The organism is Proteus vulgaris, assembly GCF_016239305.1.
Classification (GTDB): Bacteria; Pseudomonadota; Gammaproteobacteria; order Enterobacterales; family Enterobacteriaceae; genus Proteus; species Proteus vulgaris_C.
In genome coordinates this window covers 1-21006 of the sequence record NZ_JAEHOQ010000031.1, presented here as the reverse complement: position 1 = coordinate 21006, position 21006 = coordinate 1, and the positions used below count along the sequence as shown (strand labels likewise).

General features: G+C 36.7%; 23 protein-coding genes. 11 read left to right on the top strand and 12 right to left on the bottom strand.

What is annotated here, in order from left to right:
• Positions 1-119: 119 nt before the first annotated feature.
• The 7 genes from JEP40_RS17280 to pspA form a co-directional block, all read right to left on the bottom strand.
• A complete protein-coding gene (locus JEP40_RS17280; RefSeq protein WP_198624558.1) occupies positions 120-287 on the bottom strand; it encodes a hypothetical protein in 168 nt (55 codons plus the stop codon).
• A gap of 417 nt (positions 288-704) precedes the next feature.
• Entirely contained in the window at positions 705-1748 is a 1044-nt protein-coding gene (locus JEP40_RS17275) for a YcjF family protein (protein WP_198624557.1), read from the bottom strand.
• Positions 1745-3139 carry a YcjX family protein gene (locus tag JEP40_RS17270; protein ID WP_198624556.1) on the bottom strand — a complete coding sequence of 465 codons (1395 nt, stop codon included), beginning with the start codon at positions 3137-3139 and terminating at the stop codon, positions 1745-1747. Before JEP40_RS17270 ends, JEP40_RS17275 begins: the two co-directional genes overlap by 4 nt.
• A complete protein-coding gene (locus JEP40_RS17265; RefSeq protein ID WP_332873129.1) occupies positions 3120-3374 on the bottom strand; it encodes a phage shock protein PspD in 255 nt (84 codons plus the stop codon). The genes JEP40_RS17270 and JEP40_RS17265 overlap by 20 nt, the downstream gene beginning before the upstream one ends.
• A 117-nt stretch (positions 3375-3491) precedes the next feature.
• Positions 3492-3848 (bottom strand): envelope stress response membrane protein PspC, encoded by a 357-nt coding sequence (pspC, locus tag JEP40_RS17260; RefSeq protein ID WP_198624555.1) that lies wholly within the window; start codon positions 3846-3848, stop codon positions 3492-3494.
• Positions 3848-4078 carry an envelope stress response membrane protein PspB gene (pspB, locus tag JEP40_RS17255; protein WP_036937208.1) on the bottom strand — a complete coding sequence of 77 codons (231 nt, stop codon included), beginning with the start codon at positions 4076-4078 and terminating at the stop codon, positions 3848-3850. The genes pspC and pspB overlap by 1 nt, the downstream gene beginning before the upstream one ends.
• Positions 4079-4114: 36 nt before the next feature.
• The gene (gene pspA, locus JEP40_RS17250; protein WP_072067962.1) at positions 4115-4783 is read right to left on the bottom strand and encodes a phage shock protein PspA; all 669 of its coding nucleotides are present in this window, start codon (positions 4781-4783) and stop codon (positions 4115-4117) included.
• Between the two features lie 217 nt (positions 4784-5000).
• On the opposite strand from pspA, the gene pspF reads away from it, so the two are divergent.
• The 10 genes from pspF (at position 5001) to JEP40_RS17200 (ending at position 15142) form a co-directional block, all read left to right on the top strand.
• A complete protein-coding gene (gene pspF, locus JEP40_RS17245) occupies positions 5001-5999 on the top strand; it encodes a phage shock protein operon transcriptional activator (protein WP_198624554.1) in 999 nt (332 codons plus the stop codon).
• A 292-nt stretch (positions 6000-6291) separates the two neighbouring features.
• Complete coding sequence (sapA, locus tag JEP40_RS17240; protein WP_198624553.1) at positions 6292-7977, top strand: ABC transporter substrate-binding protein SapA; 1686 nt, start codon at positions 6292-6294, stop codon at positions 7975-7977.
• Positions 7978-7980: 3 nt separating this feature from the next.
• Positions 7981-8946 (top strand): putrescine export ABC transporter permease SapB, encoded by a 966-nt coding sequence (gene sapB / locus JEP40_RS17235; protein WP_198624552.1) that lies wholly within the window; start codon positions 7981-7983, stop codon positions 8944-8946.
• Positions 8933-9826 carry a putrescine export ABC transporter permease SapC gene (sapC, locus tag JEP40_RS17230; protein WP_023582324.1) on the top strand — a complete coding sequence of 298 codons (894 nt, stop codon included), beginning with the start codon at positions 8933-8935 and terminating at the stop codon, positions 9824-9826. The genes sapB and sapC overlap by 14 nt, the downstream gene beginning before the upstream one ends.
• Positions 9826-10827 carry a putrescine export ABC transporter ATP-binding protein SapD gene (sapD, locus tag JEP40_RS17225; RefSeq protein ID WP_165124161.1) on the top strand — a complete coding sequence of 334 codons (1002 nt, stop codon included), beginning with the start codon at positions 9826-9828 and terminating at the stop codon, positions 10825-10827. The genes sapC and sapD overlap by 1 nt, the downstream gene beginning before the upstream one ends.
• A complete protein-coding gene (gene sapF, locus JEP40_RS17220; protein WP_198624551.1) occupies positions 10817-11626 on the top strand; it encodes a putrescine export ABC transporter ATP-binding protein SapF in 810 nt (269 codons plus the stop codon). Before sapD ends, sapF begins: the two co-directional genes overlap by 11 nt.
• Positions 11627-11834: 208 nt before the next feature.
• A complete protein-coding gene (gene fabI, locus JEP40_RS17215) occupies positions 11835-12623 on the top strand; it encodes an enoyl-ACP reductase FabI (protein ID WP_072067955.1) in 789 nt (262 codons plus the stop codon).
• Positions 12624-12931: 308 nt separating this feature from the next.
• On the top strand, positions 12932-13633 hold the full coding sequence (locus JEP40_RS17210) for a DUF3592 domain-containing protein (protein WP_198624550.1): 702 nt from the start codon (positions 12932-12934) through the stop codon (positions 13631-13633).
• A 216-nt stretch (positions 13634-13849) separates the two neighbouring features.
• Positions 13850-14461: a glutathione transferase GstA gene (gene gstA / locus JEP40_RS17205; RefSeq protein WP_198624549.1), complete on the top strand. Its 612-nt coding sequence runs from the start codon at positions 13850-13852 to the stop codon at positions 14459-14461.
• A gap of 189 nt (positions 14462-14650) precedes the next feature.
• Entirely contained in the window at positions 14651-15142 is a 492-nt protein-coding gene (locus JEP40_RS17200; RefSeq protein WP_198624548.1) for an SMI1/KNR4 family protein, read from the top strand.
• A gap of 108 nt (positions 15143-15250) precedes the next feature.
• Here JEP40_RS17200 and pdxY read toward each other — a convergent pair whose 3' ends face one another.
• From pdxY to anmK, 4 genes are all read right to left on the bottom strand, one after another.
• A complete protein-coding gene (pdxY, locus tag JEP40_RS17195; RefSeq protein WP_088495743.1) occupies positions 15251-16120 on the bottom strand; it encodes a pyridoxal kinase PdxY in 870 nt (289 codons plus the stop codon).
• A gap of 121 nt (positions 16121-16241) precedes the next feature.
• A complete protein-coding gene (tyrS, locus tag JEP40_RS17190; protein ID WP_198624547.1) occupies positions 16242-17516 on the bottom strand; it encodes a tyrosine--tRNA ligase in 1275 nt (424 codons plus the stop codon).
• Positions 17517-17647: 131 nt separating this feature from the next.
• Positions 17648-18301, bottom strand: coding sequence for a pyridoxamine 5'-phosphate oxidase (pdxH, locus tag JEP40_RS17185; RefSeq protein ID WP_072067949.1), 654 nt, complete (start codon positions 18299-18301; stop codon positions 17648-17650).
• 43 nt (positions 18302-18344) lie between these two features.
• Positions 18345-19457 carry an anhydro-N-acetylmuramic acid kinase gene (anmK, locus tag JEP40_RS17180; protein WP_198624546.1) on the bottom strand — a complete coding sequence of 371 codons (1113 nt, stop codon included), beginning with the start codon at positions 19455-19457 and terminating at the stop codon, positions 18345-18347.
• A 221-nt stretch (positions 19458-19678) separates the two neighbouring features.
• Between anmK and JEP40_RS17175 the strand changes: the two genes are divergently transcribed.
• Positions 19679-20146 (top strand): glycine zipper 2TM domain-containing protein, encoded by a 468-nt coding sequence (locus tag JEP40_RS17175; protein ID WP_198624545.1) that lies wholly within the window; start codon positions 19679-19681, stop codon positions 20144-20146.
• A gap of 175 nt (positions 20147-20321) precedes the next feature.
• Here the strand turns inward: JEP40_RS17175 and slyA are convergent, their stop codons facing one another.
• The gene (gene slyA, locus JEP40_RS17170) at positions 20322-20750 is read right to left on the bottom strand and encodes a transcriptional regulator SlyA (protein ID WP_198624544.1); all 429 of its coding nucleotides are present in this window, start codon (positions 20748-20750) and stop codon (positions 20322-20324) included.
• Positions 20751-21006 lie beyond the last annotated feature (256 nt).

The following is a 21006-nucleotide window of genomic DNA, read 5'->3' as shown; positions in this document are numbered from 1 at the left end:
AACTGAATTATTTATGCTTTAAAAAAATCAAATAATGAAAATGAAGAGTTTTTTATTGTTTTTTTTAGCTCAAAATCAATAAGATACTCGATATCTTTTATTAGGGGGGCTAATTCTCGCTATATCACTCTCTTAATGGTTTTACAGCCATTATCAAAACAAAAAAGAAGATACTCTAATGCACTGATAGCCTTTTTTTCTACCTCTGTCAGATATTCAAAAAACTCTGATGCTTCTTTTATTTGAAATGGTTTAGGTTGTTTTTGATATTGTTTTTTTAATTTCATCGATTGCTTCACTAAGAATAGGGATCAAAATACTCAATTGCTTATCAATGTTTGAAACATTACGAGTAGAATTCAGATAAAGTTGGCATCTTTTCTTCGAGAGTTTTTTTATCACTGACATTTGTATTTCTTTCATTTTTTGACCTATTTAAAAATATTATTTATTAACTCTTCTCCTATTTTTTATAAATAAAAAAAACATTTCTATTTTTTAATAGAAAATTATCTATAAAGTAAATTTTGAGAATATATTGAGATAATATTGCTGTGATACGTATTTTTCTATGATATTTAGCGTCATTTATCACACTAAATTCAATGCTATTTCTTATCAAAAAGGGAATTTTTTATACAAAAAAACCGTAGATGTGACTCTACGGCTTTTATTTAAAATAACTCAACATTAGAAATTTTATTTTATTCTTTTTTCTTGTTACTAATTGTATTTTTCAATTTTCCTATAAGCTCTTTTCTAAAATCACCCAACTTTGGTTTATTATCATCAATCCAAGGCAGTGGCCGGCATAATTCCATTGCCTTGATCCCTAAACGTGCCGTTAATAAACCCGCACCAATTCCTTGAGCTGCGCGTGTTGATAGTCGTGCGGCCAAATCTTGAGAAAGCCAATCCATTCCAACTTCTCTTACTAATTCAGTAGCACCCGCAAATGCAATATTGACTAATACAAGGCGAAATAATTTTAAGCGACTATAGTACCCCAACTCTATACCATAAACTTCAGCGATACGATTAATTAAACGAATGTTACGCCAACCAATAAAGGCCATATCAACCATCGCTAGCGGGCTTACTGCTATCATTAATGTTGACTCTGCAGCAGAACGACTAATTTCAGCTCTCGCTTGTTTATCTAAAATAGATTGAACTAATTGACTATAAAGTTCTAATACTTCCTTATCATTATGCGTATCATGTAATGCACTTTGCCAACGAATTAGTGCTGGATGTTGTGAATGAATACCCGCTTGTTTAGCCAATTTTTCACAAAAAGGCCGACCATTTCCCATCGCATGACTATAAAGTAATTCTTTGGCTTTATCTCTTTCATCTGCTCTTTGACGTAAACGATAGATACGACGCCATTCTGTTATTACAGAGCCAATTCCAGCAATAACAATTAAACCACCCGCGCTTGCCGCACCTAATGCAATCCAATCAGAGTTTATCCAAGACTCATAAATCCATTGCCCGGTTTGAGCGATAACACTAATCCCTAAAATTGTACTTGCAACCGTAATTAAGCGTTTCCATATACTTTTTTTAGGTTTTAAAATAGATTGGATATCCCCTTCTAACTGCCCTTCATTTTCTTCATCTAATTGAGGATCAATAGGTAGAAATGCTTCATTCCCCTGAAAATCGATACCTTTTTTTAAGCTTACTTCATCTTGAAGTATGGGCTCTTTAAAATCAATTCGTGATTTTAATGGCTCATTCATTTTAATTTATCCCCTAACAAGAATTCCATTGCACTATCCATGCGAATATGAGGAACTGCACTATCTCTTGATATTTGTTGTGGTCTAAAAGATTCGAAACTAAACCCTTGTTTTTCCCAAAATACTTTTTCAGGCAATCGCTTAGGAACTTCACCTGGGAAGTACACCAAAGGTTTGTTATCACTTAAACGAAAACCTTTTAATGCTGGAATTTTTTCACCATGGTGATCCACAATGCCACTTTCAGTTGCAGCAATAGAGGCAAGCCCCATGCAATCAATACTGATCCCTTCAAAAATAGCATTTTGTTTAGCATCTTGAATAAGTTGTTGAAGCAATGAAACTAAATTTTCGTGCTGGTCAACTGTAATATGATCGGCTTTGGTCGCTGCAAATAATAACTTATCAATGCAAGGCGAAAATAAACGCCTAAGTAGTGTTCTTTTACCATAATGAAAACTACGCATTAATTGTGTTAAAGCCTGCCGCATATCATTAAAAACATCTGCACCTTGATTGAGCGGTTGCAAGCAATCCACTAAAACAATTTGTCTATCAAAACCTTGAAAATGATCTCGATAAAAGCCTTTTACCACATGCTGACCATAATATTCATAACGTTGCTTTAGCATGCCAATATTAGTACGTTTATCAGCGTTCTTTAATTTCGCAATATCATGCTGTTGTAAATCGGGCCAAGGGAAAAACTGCAAAACAGGCGCACCAGCTAATTCACCAGGTAAAACAAAACGACCTGGTTGAATAAAATGAAGCCCTTCTTTTTTACATGCTAATAAATATTCAGTGTAAGCAGAGGCAATATCTGCTAATAACGTTTCATCAGCTGGTGCAAAGGGATCGCATTTTTTAAGTTGTGTTTGCCAATTTTGTTCTGGCAACGTTCTTTGGCGATTTATCTTATTCATTTGCTCTGACCATTCAAAATAGTCTTGTTCAAGCATCGGTAAATCTAATAACCATTCGCCAGGGTAGTCCACAATCTCTAAATAAAGCGAAGATGTTTCTTTAATAAAACGTGTTAATGACTCATTTGAGCGATAACGTAGTTGTAAACGAATTTCACTCACTCCTTTAGTCGGAACAGGCCAACTTGGAGGTGTGTGATAAAGCGATTCCATTCCTTCATCATAAGTAAATCGAGGAATATTTAAATTATGCTGAGGAATACGTTTTACACCCAATAATTGTTTATCTCGTGCTGCTGAAAATAACGGTAAACGCGCACCTGTATGCACATTAATAAGTTGATTAACTAAAGAAGTAATAAATGCTGTTTTACCACTTCGGCTTAATCCAGTTACCGCTAAGCGAAGATGCCTATCAACACCACGATTAATAAAAGCTGTAAGTTCATTTTGTAGGCGTTTCATGTTTCTCCCAAGACATTTGACGCGATAGCTTATTTAAACCTGCTTTAATAACAGGCTCTGCTATCAATAGAACCAACCAGCGTAACGGCTTACTACTTACGCGTTTTATTATACTGCCAGTTATTGCGGCTGGCCCAAATAAAGTCAATAACATTAAGCCAAATGTTAACCCTTTTTTGGCAAAGTGGGTGAGTTTATTTGTTTTTAACGAGATATAAGCTTGATTGAAATTCACAGCACTCTCCTCAATCAGGGATTTTACTCATCCACAATACATTCAGTGGAAAATAAACCGGTTTAACGAAAGACGCTCCTAAATCGGAGCGTCATATCGGATTACATGGTGAAAATATTACAGATCGCGAAAGCGTTTATTTAACTGATAACTGGAAGAGGTAATATATCGTTCCATTTGTTGTAAACGTTTTTCACCTTGCATTAATTGATTATCAACACCACTTAAAATTTCTTTTAAACTCTCCTGTTGCTCGTCACTTTGTTGGTAATTAGCTGGCGCAGGCTCCATAAAGAAACTCAAAACAAGATAAGCAACAATTGTTAAGCCAAAAAAACCAGCAAAGAGTGCAATCACCGCAATAACCCTGACAAGTAAAACAGGAATATTAAAATAATGAGCAAGGCCTGCGCATACGCCACGGATCACGCCCTCTTGTGGCAAGCGATACAATTGCTTGCTTTGTACCGTCATTATGATTGCCTCCAGTTAGGATGTTCTGCATCAAGTATTTGTTCTAGCGTCTTAATGCGCTCCTGCATTTGCTGAGCCTTATCCACCAGCGCGCTCAGTCGCTGCATTTCTTGTTGGGTTAACTGAACATTCCCACCACCCTTCTGATTGCTGTAATGCAACCACAACCAGATAGGAAGAACAAATAAAATAAAAATGGTCAGTGGTATTCCCAGAAATATATAGCCCATTACATATCCTTTATAAGATGGTTATTACGCTTGCTATTACTCTTTATTGATATTGATTTTAGCTTTTAATGCCGCTAATTGCGCGCTAATTTCATCATCAGCTTTTAATTCAGCAAACTGTTGGTCTAATGATTTCTCTTTACCTAACCCGTAACTTTGCGCTTCACCTTCCATATGATCAATGCGACGCTCAAATTGTTCAAAACGCGCCATTGCCGCATCCATTTTACCGCTATCTAATTGGCGGCGAACTTGACGAGATGAATTTGCTGCTTGATGGCGAACAACTAAAGACTGTTGTTTAGCGCGAGTTTCTGTCAATTTATTTTCTAATTCACTGATTTCACCTTTCAAACGAGTCAAGGTTTCATCAATGATAATCAACTCATGTTTTAGCGTATCATTAACTGAAGCAACACGTTGTTTCTCAATTAATGCCGCACGCGCTAAATCTTCTTTGTCTTTAATCAGAGCTAACTCGGCTTTATCTTGCCAATCTTTAATCTGTTTTTCCGCTTGTTCGATACGACGTTCTAACCCTTTCTTTTCAGCTAAAGTACGTGCAGACGTTGTACGGATCTCAACTAACATATCTTCCATTTCTTGGATCATTAGGCGGATCATTTTTTCAGGATCTTCCGCTTTATCTAATAAAGAAGCGATATTGGCATTAATAATGTCAGCAAAACGTGAAAATATACCCATGATGTCATCCTTAATAGCTATGCTAATTAGTAATGTTAAATATTTCATTAAATGGCGTCATCTATCATAACGCCTGGCTTACTTTAGTTAATACAATTAACGTGCCAACTTTTAAAATTTACCTAACCTATTAATAATAGACGACTTATATTGTTCGCCTATTTATCGAACACCTGATAGACTGGTAAAAAATACCTCACTATGGTGAATTTAACCAATGAATGAGAATCTAGAGACAATAATCGGTGTTGATAATCAATTTATTGATGTTTTAGAACAAACTTCAGCGCTTGCTCAATTAAAAAAACCGGTATTAATTATTGGTGAACGAGGTACAGGTAAAGAGTTAATCGCTCATCGATTACACTACCTTGCACCTTGGTGGCAAGGCCCTTTTATTTCCATCAACTGCTCCGCGCTTAATGATAACTTGCTAGATTCTGAACTTTTTGGTCATGAAGCTGGCGCTTTCACTGGCGCTAAAAGTCGTCATCAAGGGCGTTTTGAACGTGCTGATGGTGGCTCTCTTTTTCTTGATGAGCTGGCAACAGCCCCAATGCTTGTACAAGAGAAATTATTGCGGGTTATTGAATATGGCTATTTAGAGCGTGTTGGTGGCAGTCAATCTCTACATGTTGACGTCAGGCTTATCTGCGCTACAAATGCAGATTTACCTGCAATGGCAGAAGAAGGTAAATTCCGTGCTGATTTATTGGATAGGTTAGCTTTTGATGTCATCAGGCTACCCCCATTGAGAGAACGCCGAGCCGACATTATGTTACTTGCTGAAAACTTCGCGATTTCGATGTGCCAAGAATTGGGATTACCTTTTTTCCCTGGTTTTAGTGATAACGCATGCCAAATTCTTTTAGGCTATTCATGGCCTGGTAATATCCGTGAGCTAAAAAATGTTGTGGAACGTTCGGTTTATCGTCATGGAACCAGTGAAAGAGAATTAGACAATATTATTATTAATCCTTTTGCTGGCTTGCAAACACCAATATCAAAACAATCACCATTAGGAAAAAATATTTCGTCTTTTTCACCACCTGATTTACCTCTCGATTTACGGCAATGGCAAAATGAAATGGAAAAAACATTGGTTAGCAATGCATTAAAAGAGAGTTTATATAATCAAAAAGAGGCTGCTGAAAAATTGAAGTTAAGCTACGATCAATTTAGAGGACTAATTAAAAAGCACCAAATAACAACATAACACAAAGATTTTAAATGATTTTTATTTGAAAATAAGTGTTTTTAAAAAATAAGCAAAAAAAAAGCCAGCACCCGAGCTGGCTAGTAAAATAATACTGGAAGCAATGTGAGCAATGTCGTGCCTTCTGCGGAAAACCTCTTACCGCTGAAGGACAATACGGATGATAATCCTTATCATTAGCATTTGTAAAGCTTTTTGTTGAGAATTTTTCTCACTTTGTTTTTTTGACTATTTGGGGATAGAAAGTTTTTTAAGTTACAATAGCAAAATCGTTTCTCTAAAAGACATTATTATGCGCCCTATTTTACTTATTGGTACTCTGCTAGTTAGCTTAACAAGTACAACTTGTATCGCAGATGTAGAACCAAAAACACAAGCGCTATCGATAAAACAAGAGCCAACTCCAATTAATCAAAATGGCTTTGTTTATTGTGTTGATGGCAGTGTAAATACCTTTAATCCACAATTATCAAGCAGTGGATTAATTATCGATCCCCTTGCGGCGCAACTTTATGATCGTCTTTTAGATGTTGACCCTTACACTTATCGCCTTATTCCTGAAATAGCAGCACGATGGGAATCGCTAGATAATGGTGCAACATACCGCTTTTATTTACGTAAAAATATCTCGTTCCAGCAAACGTCGTGGTTTACACCTAAACGAAAACTCACAGCAGATGATGTGATTTTTAGTTTTGAACGGATGATCAACTCACAAAATCCTTATAATCAAGTCAATGGTGGGAAATATCCCTATTTTGATAGTTTAAGTTTTGCTGACAATATCCAATCAATTAAAAAACTAGGCCAATACACAGTCGAATTTAGCTTAAAGGAACCTGACGCCTCTTTTTTATGGCATTTAGCAACACATTACGCTCCTATTCTTTCCGCTGAATATGCACAAAGCTTAGAAAAATCGGGTAACCAGACACAACTTGATTGGAAACCAGTAGGTACGGGCCCCTTCTTTCTTGATGAATACCAACCAGGCCAATTTGTTCGCTTATTTAGAAATGAAAACTATTGGAAAGGTCAGCCTAAAATGCAACAGGTTGTTATTGATATGGGAGCCGGAGGTACAGGCCGTATATCTAAACTATTAACGGGTGAATGTGATGTTTTAGCCTATCCAGCAGCCAGCCAATTAAAAGTTTTACGTGATGATCCTCGGTTAAGATTAACATTGCGCTCAGGTATGAATATCGCTTATTTAGCCTTTAATACCAGTAAGCCACCACTAAATGATCTTAAAGTACGCCAAGCTATTGCTTACGCCATAAATAATGAACGTTTAATGGAATCGATTTATTACGGTACTGCTGAAACAGCAGCATCGGTACTTCCTCGAGCTTCTTGGGCCTATGATCATCGTGCAAAAATAACAGAGTACAATCCTGAGAAATCGAAACAAATACTAAAAGAGCTAGGATTTGATGGGCTTAAATTGAACCTTTGGGTACCCAGCGCATCACAATCTTACAACCCAAGCCCATTGAAAATGGCTGAGCTCATTCAGGCAGACTTAGCTCAAGTGGGGATTCAAATGAATATTCGCCCAATTGAAGGGCGATACCAAGAAACCAGCATGATGGATAGGACTCATGATATGACGCTATCTGGCTGGTCAACAGACAGTAACGATCCTGATAGTTTTTTCCGCCCTCTTTTTAGTTGTGCTGCTATTGGTTCACAAACTAACCTTAGTCATTGGTGCCTACCGAGCTTTGATGATATTTTAAAAAAAGCGCTTTATAGTCAGCAACTTGCTTCAAGAATGGATTATTATCATCAAGCGCAAGATATTCTTGCCCAAGAACTACCTGTATTGCCTTTAGCTAATTCTTTACGTATGCAAGCATATCGCTATGATATTAAAGGATTACTATTAAGTACCTTCGGTAATGCGTCTTTTGCTGGTGTTTATCGAGAAGCAGAAGAGGATGAACAAAATCACAAGAAAGAGGCTATAAAATAATCCATGATTATTTATTCAATACGTCGATTGCTTTTATTACTTGTGACACTGTTCTTTTTGTCACTAGTGAGCTTTAGTCTGAGTTATTACACGCCAAATGGTCCACTAAGTGGCGCATCATTAATAGATGCCTATTTTTTCTATGCTCACAATATGACTCATTTTGATTTTGGCATATCCTCTATTAATGGAGAACCCATTAAAGCGCAATTAATTGAAGCATTACCAGCAACAATGGAGCTTTGCACCTTAGCTTTTCTTTTTGCCTTAATTGTGGGTATTCCCGCGGGGATTATTGCTGGTGTTTGGCGTAATAAATCAGCTGATATTCTTATCAGTAACTTCGCGCTCTTAGGTTTTTCTGTGCCTGTTTTTGGACTTGCCTTGTTATTAACGCTTTTCTTCTCACTAAAACTGGGTTGGCTTCCTGTTTCTGGTCGTATTGATTTACTTTATAACTTACAGCCTATTACAGGTATTGCATTAGTTGATGCTTGGCTGTCCGATTCGCCTTATCGCCAGCAAATGATTATTAATGTATTACAACATCTGATTTTACCTGTAACAACACTTGCTATTGCACCCACAACGGAAGTTATACGATTAATGCGCAATAGTACGGAAGAAATTATGTCAGAGAACTACGTGAAGGCAGCCGCAACTCGAGGTCTCTCACGTTTTACAATTATTCGCCGCCATATTCTTCATAATGCTTTACCCCCTATCATCCCTAAATTAGGCTTACAGTTCTCCACCATGCTTACACTTACCATGGTGACAGAAATCGTATTTAACTGGCCGGGACTCGGTCGCTGGTTAGTCACAGCAATCCGCCAACAAGATTACTCTGCGATTTCCGCAGGTGTGATGTTAGTAGGCTCTATGGTCATTGTTGTCAACGTCTTATCAGATATTGTAGGCGCTATGAGTAACCCAATGAAACACAAGGTGGGATATGCCTTTAGATAGCCAATTTTATAAAGAGAAAAAAACACCGACACCCGCAGCGGTAATTTGGCAATGTTTTTCTAAAGACGTTATCTCAATGGTAGGGTTTTATGGTGTTCTTTTTCTCTTAGTATTGAGTATTATTGGCCCTTATATTGCGCCTTATGCTCTTGATCAACAGTTTTTCGGTCATCAGTTAACGCCACCATCTTGGTATCAAAACGGGAACGTTTCTTATTTTTTTGGTACAGATGATTTAGGGCGTGATGTTTTTAGTCGAATTTTAATTGGAACAAGTATGACCTTTGGAGGTGCATTTATTGTCACCTTTGCTGCGACATTAATGGGTTTAATTATTGGTTGCTTTGCTGGTATGACTCATGGTTTAAAATCCGCTATTCTTAACCATATATTAGATACTTTATTATCAATTCCATCACTACTTTTGGCCATTATTGTTGTAGCTTTTGTGGGAACAAGCCTTGGTCATGCCATGATAGCGATTTGGCTAGCATTATTACCTCGCTTAGTTAGAATGATTTATTCTGCAGTCAATGATGAATTAAACAAAGAGTATGTCATTGCTTCTCGACTTGATGGCGCATCGAATATTTCCATTTTATGGTATACCGTATTACCCAATATTACCCCTGTATTGGTCTCTGAATTAACGCGTGCTTTTTCAATTGCTATTCTTGATATTACCGCATTAGGTTTCCTCAATTTAGGTGCTCAGCTTCCCTCTCCTGAATGGGGTGCCATGCTGGGCGACTCACTTGAGTTAATTTATGTCGCCCCATGGACCGTCTTAATTCCGGGCGCCACAATTATGATCAGCGTTTTGTTGGTGAACCTATTAGGAGATGGTTTACAGCGTGCAATAAATGAGGGAGTTGAATAATGCCTTTATTAGATATACGCAATTTAACCATTGAATTTATGACACCTGATGGCCCAGTTAAAGCCGTCGATCGTGTTTCTATTACCTTAAATGAAGGTGAAGTCAGAGGTCTTGTCGGGGAATCAGGATCAGGTAAAAGCTTAATTGCAAAAGCCATCTGCGGAGTCACTAAAGATAATATCAGCGTAACCGCTGATCGTTTCCGTTTTGATGATATCGATTTACTTAAATTATCGCCAAGAGCACGACGTCGTGTCATTGGTCATAATATTTCAATGATTTTCCAAGAGCCGCAGTCTTGTCTTGATCCTGCGACAAAAATTGAACAGCAACTGATACAAGCTATTCCCGGTTGGACATTTAAAGGCCATTGGTGGCAACGCTTTCATTGGCGGAAACGCCGTGCAATTGAATTATTGCACCGTGTAGGTATTAAAGATCACAAAGATATTATGCGCAGTTACCCTTATGAATTAACAGAAGGTGAATGCCAAAAAGTGATGATTGCCATCGCTATTGCAAATCAACCTCGATTATTGATTGCGGATGAACCGACTAACGCAATGGAACCCGCAACACAAACACAAATCTTTCGCTTACTTACTCGACTCAATCAAAATAATAATATGACAATTCTTTTGATTAGCCATGATTTGCAATGGATGAGTAAATTGGCGAATAAAATTACGGTTATGTATTGTGGTCAAACGGTTGAAACTGCCTCTCCTGATGAGCTATTAGTGACACCTTATCACCCTTATACTCAAGCACTGATACGCTCCATTCCTGATTTTACCAACTCATTGGCACATAAGAGCCGTTTAAATACATTACCTGGTGCAATCCCTTCGCTTGAACATTTGCCAGTAGGTTGTCGTTTAGGCCCACGTTGCCCATATGCACAACGCCAATGTATTGAAGCACCTCGGTTACGTTTATTTAAAAACCATGCCGTGGCTTGTCATTTCCCGTTAAATGTGGAGCCAACTGATGTTCGATAAACTGCTTGAGGTAAAAAATCTTTCAAAAACCTTTCGCTATCGCACTGGGTTATTCCGACGTCAACAATTAGAAGCTGTAAAACCAATTAGTTTTACGCTTGAGCCAAAACAAACCTTAGCCATTATTGGTGCCAATGGTTCAGGAAAATCGACATTAGCAAGAATGTTATCAGGTGTAACTGAACCTACAGGCGGGGATATTTTTATTAATGGGCATCAACTGCATTTCGGTGATTACTCTTATCGTAGTCAACGCATTAGAATGATATTCCAAGATCCCACTAACTCATTAAATCCTCGTCAACGTATCGGTCAAACATTAGATATTCCTTTACGTCTTAACACTGACTTGAGTGCTATTGAACGTGAAAAGCGCATTTATCAGACATTACGCCAAGTGGGTCTTTTGCCTGAACATGCCAATTATTATCCCCATATGTTTGCATCAGGTCAGCGTCAACGTATCGCACTTGCAAGAGCATTAATTTTACAGCCTCAAGTGATTATTGCAGATGAAGCTATCGCATCATTAGATATGTCTTTACGATCACAAATTATAAACTTGATGTTAGAACTGCAAGAGACTCATGATATTGCTTATATTTATGTAACACAAAATTTAGGTATGACTAAACATATTAGCGATAAGATTATTGTGATGGATAATGGCGAAGTTGTTGAACGCGGTAATACAGCCGAAGTTCTTGCTTCACCTTTGCATGAAGTCACACGAAGATTAGTTGCAAGCCATTTTGGTGAAGCCTTAACAGCCGAAGCTTGGCGCCAGGATTTAACTTAAGTGTAAACAATATAGGCCTAATGTTAATTGCACATTATTTCGCCCTTTTTCCTTAACTCCTCGGAGGTGCTAGGGAAATTAAACAAATTTACAAATGTCGTGGTAGAATCAGCCACGTTTATTAACAATAAGCGTGATAACCCAACAGATAAATAAAACTGTGAATGACGTTATTATCGCGATTTACGAAAAAAACAAGGATACAGCTATGGGCTTTATGACCGGCAAACGCATTCTTATTACTGGTGTTGCTAGTAAATTATCAATTGCTTATGGTATTGCCAAAGCTATGCGTGACCAAGGTGCAGAACTTGCATTTACTTACCAAAATGAAAAACTGAAACCACGCGTTGAAGAATTTGCTGCATCATTAGACTCAAATATCGTATTAGAGTGTGATGTGTCAAAAGACGAAAGCATCGATACCATGTATGCAGAACTTGCAAAAGTTTGGCCAAAATACGATGGTTTTGTTCACTCTATCGGTTTTGCACCTGCTGACCAATTAGATGGTGACTATGTTAACGCTGTTACTCGTGAAGGTTTTAAAATTGCTCACGATATTAGCGCATACAGCTTTGTTGCGATGGCAAAAGCAAGCCGTGAAATGCTAAATCCAAATTCTGCGTTGTTAACTCTGACTTATTTAGGTGCTGAACGTGCAATCCCTAACTATAACGTCATGGGTCTGGCTAAAGCGTCTTTAGAGGCTAACGTACGTTATATGGCAAACGCCATGGGTCCTGAAGGTATTCGTGTTAACGGTATCTCTGCTGGCCCAATCCGTACATTAGCAGCGTCTGGTATCAAAGACTTCCGTAAAATGTTAAGCCATTGCGAATCAGTAACTCCACTGCGTCGCACTGTAACAACCGAAGATGTAGGTAATACTGCAGCATTCTTATGCTCTGATTTATCAGGTGGTATTACTGGTGAAATCATCCACGTTGATGGTGGTTTTAGCATCGCAGCAATGAATGAATTAGAACTAAAATAATTCTATTGCCTGAATAATAATAAAAGCCAGCCTAAATCATTAAGGCTGGCTTCTTTATGATAATAACGTTCCTGTGTATATTCATTTCCTCCTTCCTGTTAGATCTTTTTAAGCCTTTTCTATGTATAATTATTTTGCTCTTTTGTTGATGAATAACCAACATTTCATCTTGGTTTCACTCTTTTTGAACTTCATATTTAGAGTAGTTAATTTTTAGATAAATTTAACTTTTGTTTTTTAGTTAATTCCTATAATCTTTTCACTCATTACAGATAGAATAATTACATATTAATAAAAGGATTTAATGTATGAAAAAATTTAAATTCCTGTTTTATATTTTTGCTATTATCGGCGTGGTTATTTTTATTGTCGCTTTATTTGTTATTAAATCAGAATTACATTTAGTAAGAAATGGAATAGAAACAACAGGTGTTATTATTGACCTAAGTATGAGTAACTCCTCGAATGAGAGAAGTGTTTATCATCCTATTATTCAATTTACTACTAATGATAATAGAGAAATCACTTTTCGTTCACTAGAAGGTAGCAACCCACCTCGTTTTCATCTTGGTGAAAATATTAGCGTTATTTATCTTCAAAATGATCCTCAAAGAGCAACGATTAACAACTTTCTAGGTTTATATGGTGCTGGCACTATATTAGGTGTTTTTGGTTTGGTATTTGCTTTAACGGGACTTATCCCATTGTATTTTATAAGAAGAAGAGCCAGTAGAGATCAACGATTGAAACGTGATGGTATGCCTATTAATGTAAAAATATCTGAGGTTATTATTAATAATAATATTCGGATTAATCGCCGTTCTCCTTATCAAATCATTGCAGATTATCATGACACATTGAATAATCGTTTAATTCGTTATAAAAGTGGTTATATCTTTTTTGATCCCACTCCTTATATTAATAAAGAACTGGTTACAGTTTATGTCGATAAGAGAAACCCCAAGATTTATTATCTTGATATTTCTTTTCTACCTTCATTTGAAGAATAATAATTAAATAAGTTTATATAATTAATATAAAGGATACTTATTTTCTTATAATTTCATCGATTATCTGTCTTGTTCACAGATTTACAAAAGCCTTTTTCATTCGCATCATTTGAGTTTGCTAATTTCTTAGAACACCTTATTATCTTATGTTAATGAAGATATTTTTTTGATATCCATAAGTCATTTCACCATCTCATTGATAGGGAGCTATTCAATATGAAATTGTACTACACACCGGGTAGTTGCTCACTTTCCCCTCATATCGTTTTACGTGAAACGGGCCTAGATTTTTCTATTGAGCGCATCGATTTACGTGCTAAAAAAACAGAGTCAGGTAAAGATTTTCTTACCATCAACCCTAAAGGACAGGTTCCTGTTCTTCAATTAGATAATGGTGATATTCTGACTGAAGGCGTTGCTATTGTTCAATACCTTGCAGACTTAAAGCCAGATAGAAATTTAGTTGCACCACCAAAAACATTAGAACGTTATCACCAAATAGAATGGTTAAATTTTCTTGCGAGTGAAGTTCATAAAGGTTATAGCCCACTATTTTCACCAGATACACCTGAAAGCTACGTGCCAGTGGTTAAAACTAAATTAAAAAGTAAATTTGCTTATATCAATGATGTCTTAAGCAAACAGAAATTTGCATGTGGTGAGTATTTTACTGTTATAGATGCTTATTTATTTACATTAAGCCAATGGGCACCGCATGTTGGTTTAGATTTAACTGATCTAGCACATCTGCAAGATTATTTAAAACGTATTGCACAACGCCCTAATGTACATAGCGCATTGGTTACTGAAGGATTAATTAAAGAGTAATTGCTTTTCTTTTTGAGGATTTAAATAGCTCAAGTAACATAAAATTACTTGAGCTATTCTTTTTTCAAACATTCCTAAATATAATAGATATTACTATCTAAAATAATTAATCTATAGCGAGTTAATAGATAAATGGAGTATAAATATATTATAAAAATAGATAATTAATATAAAAATACAGGAAAGAAAATGAATAATAATTTCGAGCGCTGCGAAAAAAACATTTCTTTGTTTGAAATAGAACAACTGGAGAATAATTTAAAATATAAATTTACTAATGATTTTATTGAACATTACCTACAATTTAATGGTGGTCGCCCTTTAAAGAGCTGGTGTTATATCAATGATGATATTGAACCTCTTGAGGTTGCACAATTTAAATCTATAAAATACGATAAGTTAACTTTAGATAGTAGTACTTTATTAATCGATAATTGTTATTATTATATGATTGAAAAAAAAGTTATTCCTAAAAATATCATCCCTTTTGCTATTGATTGGGGTGGGAATTTTTTCTGTATTAATCAAGATGATAATAGCGTGCTATTTTATGCGGTAGATTCTTTTAACGATGAACTAACTCTCGAAGAAAACTATAAAAATGCTCAACTCTATTTAGCCCCTTCATTCTATGTATTTATCAATAATCTAATGAGTGAAGATGAGATAGACGACTTATAATATTATCGTTATTCATATAATACATTGATATCTTACAACGGCTCTCTTGCAAAAAACGGAAACTATTAAGCCTCCGTTTTTGTTTTAATTAAATGCATTTTATTGCAATTAATCTATCTGTGTTGCGCAGAATCTATGTGTTGGATGCACCATTTGATCTTGTGCAGCAACAAGTTGCAATTCATACTCATTCATTTCTTTCGTTTTAAGCATCACTTCATAAACTGCCGCGGCAACGTGTTCTAATGCGGTTTGTAATTCAACACCTTTGAGTAAATCCACCAGCATTAAACCACTAGTTAAATCACCGACTCCCACTGGTTGACGCTCACCAAAATCAACTAATGGGCGACTAACATGCCAACTATGTTCCGCAGTTACTAACAACATTTCAAAGCGATCATGGCGATATCCAGCACGTGATAGGTGTTTTACTAATACAACCTTAGGACCTTGTTTACACAATTCACGAGCAGCGTTTACACATTCATCAACATTGTGAAGTGCTTTACCACCACTTAATGTTTCAAGTTCTAAAAGATTAGGTGCGATAATATCACTAATTGGTAAAGCTTCTTCACACAGAACACCTGAAACAGCAGGAGGAACAATACAGCCTTTTTCAGGATGTCCCATTACAGGATCACAAAAATACCATGCGTTAGGATTGGCTTGTTTTACTTTTTTAACGATATCAACAATACGCAAACCTTGTTCCGCCGATCCCAAATAACCACTTAGTACAGCATCACATTGTGAGAGTTTACCGATTGCGGCAATACCATCAACAATTTCAGTAATATGTTCTGCTGACATGACGCAACCAGTCCATTTTTCTGGATATTGTGTGTGGTTTGAAAATTGTACTGTATTTAAAGGCCAGACGTTCACACCCATACGACGCATTGGAAACTCAGAAGCACTGTTACCTGCGTGACCGAAAACAACATGAGATTGAATAGAGAGTATATTTTTCATGACATAAACCGATTATTGTGAATACACACAACACCCAAGCTTTATCATCATAGGCGAGGTATATACGTTATTTATTGTTATTAAGAAAAAGGGCAACTCACTGGCTGCCCTTTACTGTCAATTATTTCCAGATAACAAGGCAGTAGTGTTTTTTACCGCGACGTAAAATAGAATAATGACCAAATAAGAAATCTTTTTCTTCAAAGACGTATTCAGGATTGTCTTGTTTTTCGCCGTTAATTGAAACTGCGTTAGAGCCAATCATCGTACGAGCCTGGCCACGAGAAGGAACTAATTCTGCGTTAACCAGCGCTTGTTGCAAATCACTGCCTTTTTCTAACTCAATTGTAGGCATACCGTCTTGTGCTAATTGTTCAAGATCAGCTTGTGTTAAGTCTGCAATTGCACCTGAAAATAAGCTTTCTGTAATACGTTTAGCGGCGATTAACCCTTCTTCACCATGAACTAAACCAGTAACTAGTTCTGCTAATACACGTTGAGCACGAGGCGCTTGGCCGCTATTTTTATCTTCTTCTTCAAGAGCATTAATTTCTTCAATACTCATAAAGGTGAAGAATTTTAAGAAGCGATAAACGTCAGCATCTGCTGTATTGATCCAGAACTGGTAGAATTTGTATGGGCTTGTTTTCTTAGGATCTAACCAAACCGCACCGCCTTCTGTTTTACCGAATTTAGTTCCGTCAGATTTAGTTATTAATGGTACGGTCATACCAAATACTTGTTTCTGATTGAAACGACGGGTTAAATCGATACCTGAAGTGATATTACCCCACTGATCAGAGCCACCGATTTGTAATTCAACACCTAAATGCGTATTTAATGACGCGAAGTCATAAGCTTGTAATAGGTTATAGGCGAATTCAGTAAAAGAGATACCCACATCGTCACGGTTTAAACGCTGTTTAACCGCTTCTTTGTTGATCATTTGGTTCACAGAGAAGTGTTTACCGATATCACGCAGGAATGTTAGCACATCCATTTGACCAAACCAGTCATAGTTGTTTGCTAATTCCGCACTGTTTTCACCACTGTCGAAATCTAAGAAAGGTGACACTTGTTTACGAATTTTTTCTACCCATTCGTGAACAGTATCTTGGGTATTCAGTTTGCGCTCGGTGGCTTTAAAACTAGGATCACCAATCAGACCCGTTGCACCACCCACCAACGCCACAGGCTTATGCCCGGCTAGTTGGAATCGTTTTAAACACAGCAAAGGAACCAAATGCCCCAAGTGCAGGCTATCAGCGGTAGGATCGAAGCCACAATAGAGAGCGATAGGACCTTGCTCCAAACGCTCAACTAAAGCTGCCTCATCCGTGACCTGAGCGATTAGCCCACGCTCCTGCAATTGTGTGATTAGGTTCTTGCTAGACATCAATGACTCCATCGGTTTATTGTTTTTTGTCTATTTAAAATATAAGTGAAACACAAGTGGTATAGCATAAAGCGCCACTACGTTAAGTACCAGTAGAAAAAGACTTTTGAGACAAATTTATTAGCGTACTATTAAGGTGCTAATCGCTCAATATCCCATCCTTGTGGTGATTTTTGGTAGATAAAGCGATCGTGTAGACGATTTTCTCGTCCTTGCCAAAATTCAACAGACTCAAATGTCACACGATATCCACCCCAGAAACTTGGTAATGGCACTTCTCCATTTTGAAATTTCTGTTTTAATTCCAGAAATTTACTTTCTAACACGCCTCTTGCGGAAATACGAGAAGACTGTTGAGAAGCCCAAGCCGCAATTTGACTATCTTTAGGGCGACTATGGAAGTATTTCAGGACTTCAATAGGAGAAAGTTTTTCCGCCTTCCCTAAAAAACAGACTTGTCTTTCTAAGGGATACCAAGGAAATAACAAACTAACTCTTTGGTTATGTTCTAAATGACTTGCTTTACGACTGCCCAAGTTGGTGTAAAAGACTAAGCCATGTTCATCAAAGTGTTTTAATAACACGATACGCTGGTAAGGTTGTCCATTTTCATCAACAGTTGCAACACACATTGCTGTAGGATCACTTAAACGCGCTTCACAAGCTTGTTTTAGCCATTTCTCAAACAACACCAATGGCTGTTCCGTTAATTCATGACGTCGTAATCCACCTTTCATATATTCACGGCGTAAATCAGCAACATCAATAAAATCAAGATCTGTCATTTTTCACTCTCTCTTTTGAGAAACTGCATTCAGCATATCACGCTTAACGAGGATTTGTAGGGTAAATCGCCCCTAAAACGGTTTCTCTTGATGCCCCTGTGACAGAAGGTAAATTTCCGGATTCATTGGCAATAGTTCTAGCTGCAAGCCAAGCAAATGCAAGAGCTTCCATATCATCACCACTTAAACCATATTTATCTGTAGGTGCCACTTCTGTACCTGGTAACAATGAAGCCAAACGATGCATAATTTGCCCATTCCTCGCTCCTCCGCCACAAACTAAAAGACGTTCACATCCCCCGTTTAATTGTATTTGTTGCACAATACTGATTACGGTTAATTCAACTAAAGTGGCTTGTACATCTTCAGGGAAAACATTAGGTACTCTTGCTAAATGATAGTTTAGCCATTGCGTATTGAAATATTCCCGCCCTGTACTTTTAGGTGCTGAACGAGAAAAATAAGGATCAGACAGCATATCTTTTAATAATGTAGCATTCACTTTTCCTGTTGCTGCCCATTGCCCATTATCATCATAAGGCGTTTGATTATGTATCCAGTTCCAGCTATCTAACAACATATTGCCAGGGCCGGTGTCATAGCCTTTTACTGCGACACCAGGTAATAGTAATGAAATATTGGCAATTCCCCCAATATTTAAAATAATACGTCTCTCGATAGAATGCCCTAATACTGCAAGGTGAAAAGCAGGAACTAAAGGCGCTCCTTGTCCACCGTATGCAATATCACGACGACGGAAATCACCAACAGTAGTGATCCCAGTTAATGCAGCCACACGATTATTGTCACCGATTTGTATAGTAAATGGCATATCACTTTCAGGTTCATGCCAAACCGTTTGCCCATGACACCCTATCGCCGTAATATCGCTTGCACTAAGCTTTACTTTTGCCAGTAATTCTATAATTGCTTGAGCATAAAGCTCCCCTAATTGTGCATCTAATAAGCCGAGCTCATGTAGAGTAGTGGGTTGTCCTTGGCAAACAGCTAAAATGCGTTGACGTAGAAGTTGTGGGTAAGGTAAAAAATGAGTTTCTTGTTGTGCAACGAACTTATTATTGATTGCAGCTAATACAACATCAACACCATCTAAACTTGTGCCAGACATCACGCCAATGTATCGCCCTGCTCTCATGTTCTTTTCCTTATAATCAAGATGATGCAAATTTTTAACATATAATGTTATATTTTCTTTTTTCAGAAATCTCTTCTGTTTTTACTATCGGCCTTTACTATATAGTAAGCTATATATTATTAAAATCAGTGTCGACATAAGCAAAAAATAGTCTATAACTGATACTAGACAACATTGGTATAACCTGAACAATGTACCTCAGGTTTTCTTTAGGAGTAATTATGTTTAAGCATTTACTTATTGGTCTTTTTACAATGACCGTTCTTACTGGTTGTGTGAACACAAGTTCATTGTCGGGCGACACTTACACGGCAAGCCAAGCCAAACAAGCGCAAAATATTACTTATGGTACGATTGTTTCTGTTCGTGCAGTTAATATTCAGGCAGGCAGTGATGAAAATGTCTTAGGTGCCATTGGTGGTGCTGTTCTTGGCGGAATGTTAGGTAATACAATTGGTGGTGGCACAGGTCGTAACCTTGCAACAGCAGCTGGTGCAATCGCAGGTGGTATGGCAGGACAACAAGCACAAGGTGCATTAAATACCACCAAAGGTATTCAAATTGAAGTTCGTCTAGATAGCGGTAAAACTGTGGCTATCGTTCAAAAAGCAGATAATACTGTTTATAGCCAAGGTCAACGTGTTGCAGTTATTGGTAATGGAAATAATTTAACTGTATCTCCTCGATAATTAATGAATATAAAACAGGCAACTTAATGTTGCCTGTTTTTTTATGATCTAATAATAATGAATTTAAAGAGAGATTAAATATATAACCTACCTATTTATTATCCTCACGTAATAATTATTATCACAATAGTAATTAATCTTTATTTAAATAGATTATATATGGATTTTGAAATTATTAGCTATTTAATCTATTTATGTTTTTTTCCAATTTTTGAATAATACCAATTAATGTTTCAATTTCATCTCGTCGAATATCACCCAATATTTCTCGTCTTGTTTGCTCTATAACAGCATAGACTTCATTAATAAAAGGTTCAGACTCTTTTGTTAATTTTATACGTTTTGCTCTGCGATCATTTGCACATGTATGTCTACATATCAGTTTTTTTTCTTCCAGTTGATCTAATGTTCTTACTAAAGAAGGTTGCTCTATACCTATAGCTTTAGCCAATTGAATTTGTGACTGCTCTGGCGGTAATTGGTTAATATTATACAAAGTGACCCAATGAGTTTGAGTTAATTTTAATGGTTTGAGACGATGATCAATTAAAGCACGCCATAATCGGACTAAACGCGCCAAATCAGCTCCTAATGTTGATTCCACTTATCTCTCCTTAATTAGCATTTTCAGTCAACTTATTGCAAAGTTTAGATATTCATTTTTAATACAACATTTACCTATTCTTTTTAATTAAAATATTTACCTTTAATAACTAATATAATTATATTCCTATTTATTAGATAAGTAATTATTTTCAAGACTTGATTAATTTATTTTCTTTCTGACAACGAAAGCCCATAAAGAATAACCTTGTTATAAAAACTAATCTATATTTTTTTACACAATAATAATTATTATT

Coding starts and splice junctions, on each gene's coding strand:
- JEP40_RS17280 (WP_198624558.1), bottom strand. CDS start 287: ATGAAATTAAAAAAACAATATCAAAAACAACCTAAACCATTTCAAATA.
- JEP40_RS17275 (WP_198624557.1), bottom strand. CDS start 1,748: ATGAATGAGCCATTAAAATCACGAATTGATTTTAAAGAGCCCATACTT.
- JEP40_RS17270 (WP_198624556.1), bottom strand. CDS start 3,139: ATGAAACGCCTACAAAATGAACTTACAGCTTTTATTAATCGTGGTGTT.
- pspC (WP_198624555.1), bottom strand. CDS start 3,848: ATGACGGTACAAAGCAAGCAATTGTATCGCTTGCCACAAGAGGGCGTG.
- pspB (WP_036937208.1), bottom strand. CDS start 4,078: ATGGGCTATATATTTCTGGGAATACCACTGACCATTTTTATTTTATTT.
- pspA (WP_072067962.1), bottom strand. CDS start 4,783: ATGGGTATATTTTCACGTTTTGCTGACATTATTAATGCCAATATCGCT.
- pspF (WP_198624554.1), top strand. CDS start 5,001: ATGAATGAGAATCTAGAGACAATAATCGGTGTTGATAATCAATTTATT.
- sapA (WP_198624553.1), top strand. CDS start 6,292: ATGCGCCCTATTTTACTTATTGGTACTCTGCTAGTTAGCTTAACAAGT.
- sapB (WP_198624552.1), top strand. CDS start 7,981: ATGATTATTTATTCAATACGTCGATTGCTTTTATTACTTGTGACACTG.
- sapC (WP_023582324.1), top strand. CDS start 8,933: ATGCCTTTAGATAGCCAATTTTATAAAGAGAAAAAAACACCGACACCC.
- sapD (WP_165124161.1), top strand. CDS start 9,826: ATGCCTTTATTAGATATACGCAATTTAACCATTGAATTTATGACACCT.
- sapF (WP_198624551.1), top strand. CDS start 10,817: ATGTTCGATAAACTGCTTGAGGTAAAAAATCTTTCAAAAACCTTTCGC.
- fabI (WP_072067955.1), top strand. CDS start 11,835: ATGGGCTTTATGACCGGCAAACGCATTCTTATTACTGGTGTTGCTAGT.
- JEP40_RS17210 (WP_198624550.1), top strand. CDS start 12,932: ATGAAAAAATTTAAATTCCTGTTTTATATTTTTGCTATTATCGGCGTG.
- gstA (WP_198624549.1), top strand. CDS start 13,850: ATGAAATTGTACTACACACCGGGTAGTTGCTCACTTTCCCCTCATATC.
- JEP40_RS17200 (WP_198624548.1), top strand. CDS start 14,651: ATGAATAATAATTTCGAGCGCTGCGAAAAAAACATTTCTTTGTTTGAA.
- pdxY (WP_088495743.1), bottom strand. CDS start 16,120: ATGAAAAATATACTCTCTATTCAATCTCATGTTGTTTTCGGTCACGCA.
- tyrS (WP_198624547.1), bottom strand. CDS start 17,516: ATGTCTAGCAAGAACCTAATCACACAATTGCAGGAGCGTGGGCTAATC.
- pdxH (WP_072067949.1), bottom strand. CDS start 18,301: ATGACAGATCTTGATTTTATTGATGTTGCTGATTTACGCCGTGAATAT.
- anmK (WP_198624546.1), bottom strand. CDS start 19,457: ATGAGAGCAGGGCGATACATTGGCGTGATGTCTGGCACAAGTTTAGAT.
- JEP40_RS17175 (WP_198624545.1), top strand. CDS start 19,679: ATGTTTAAGCATTTACTTATTGGTCTTTTTACAATGACCGTTCTTACT.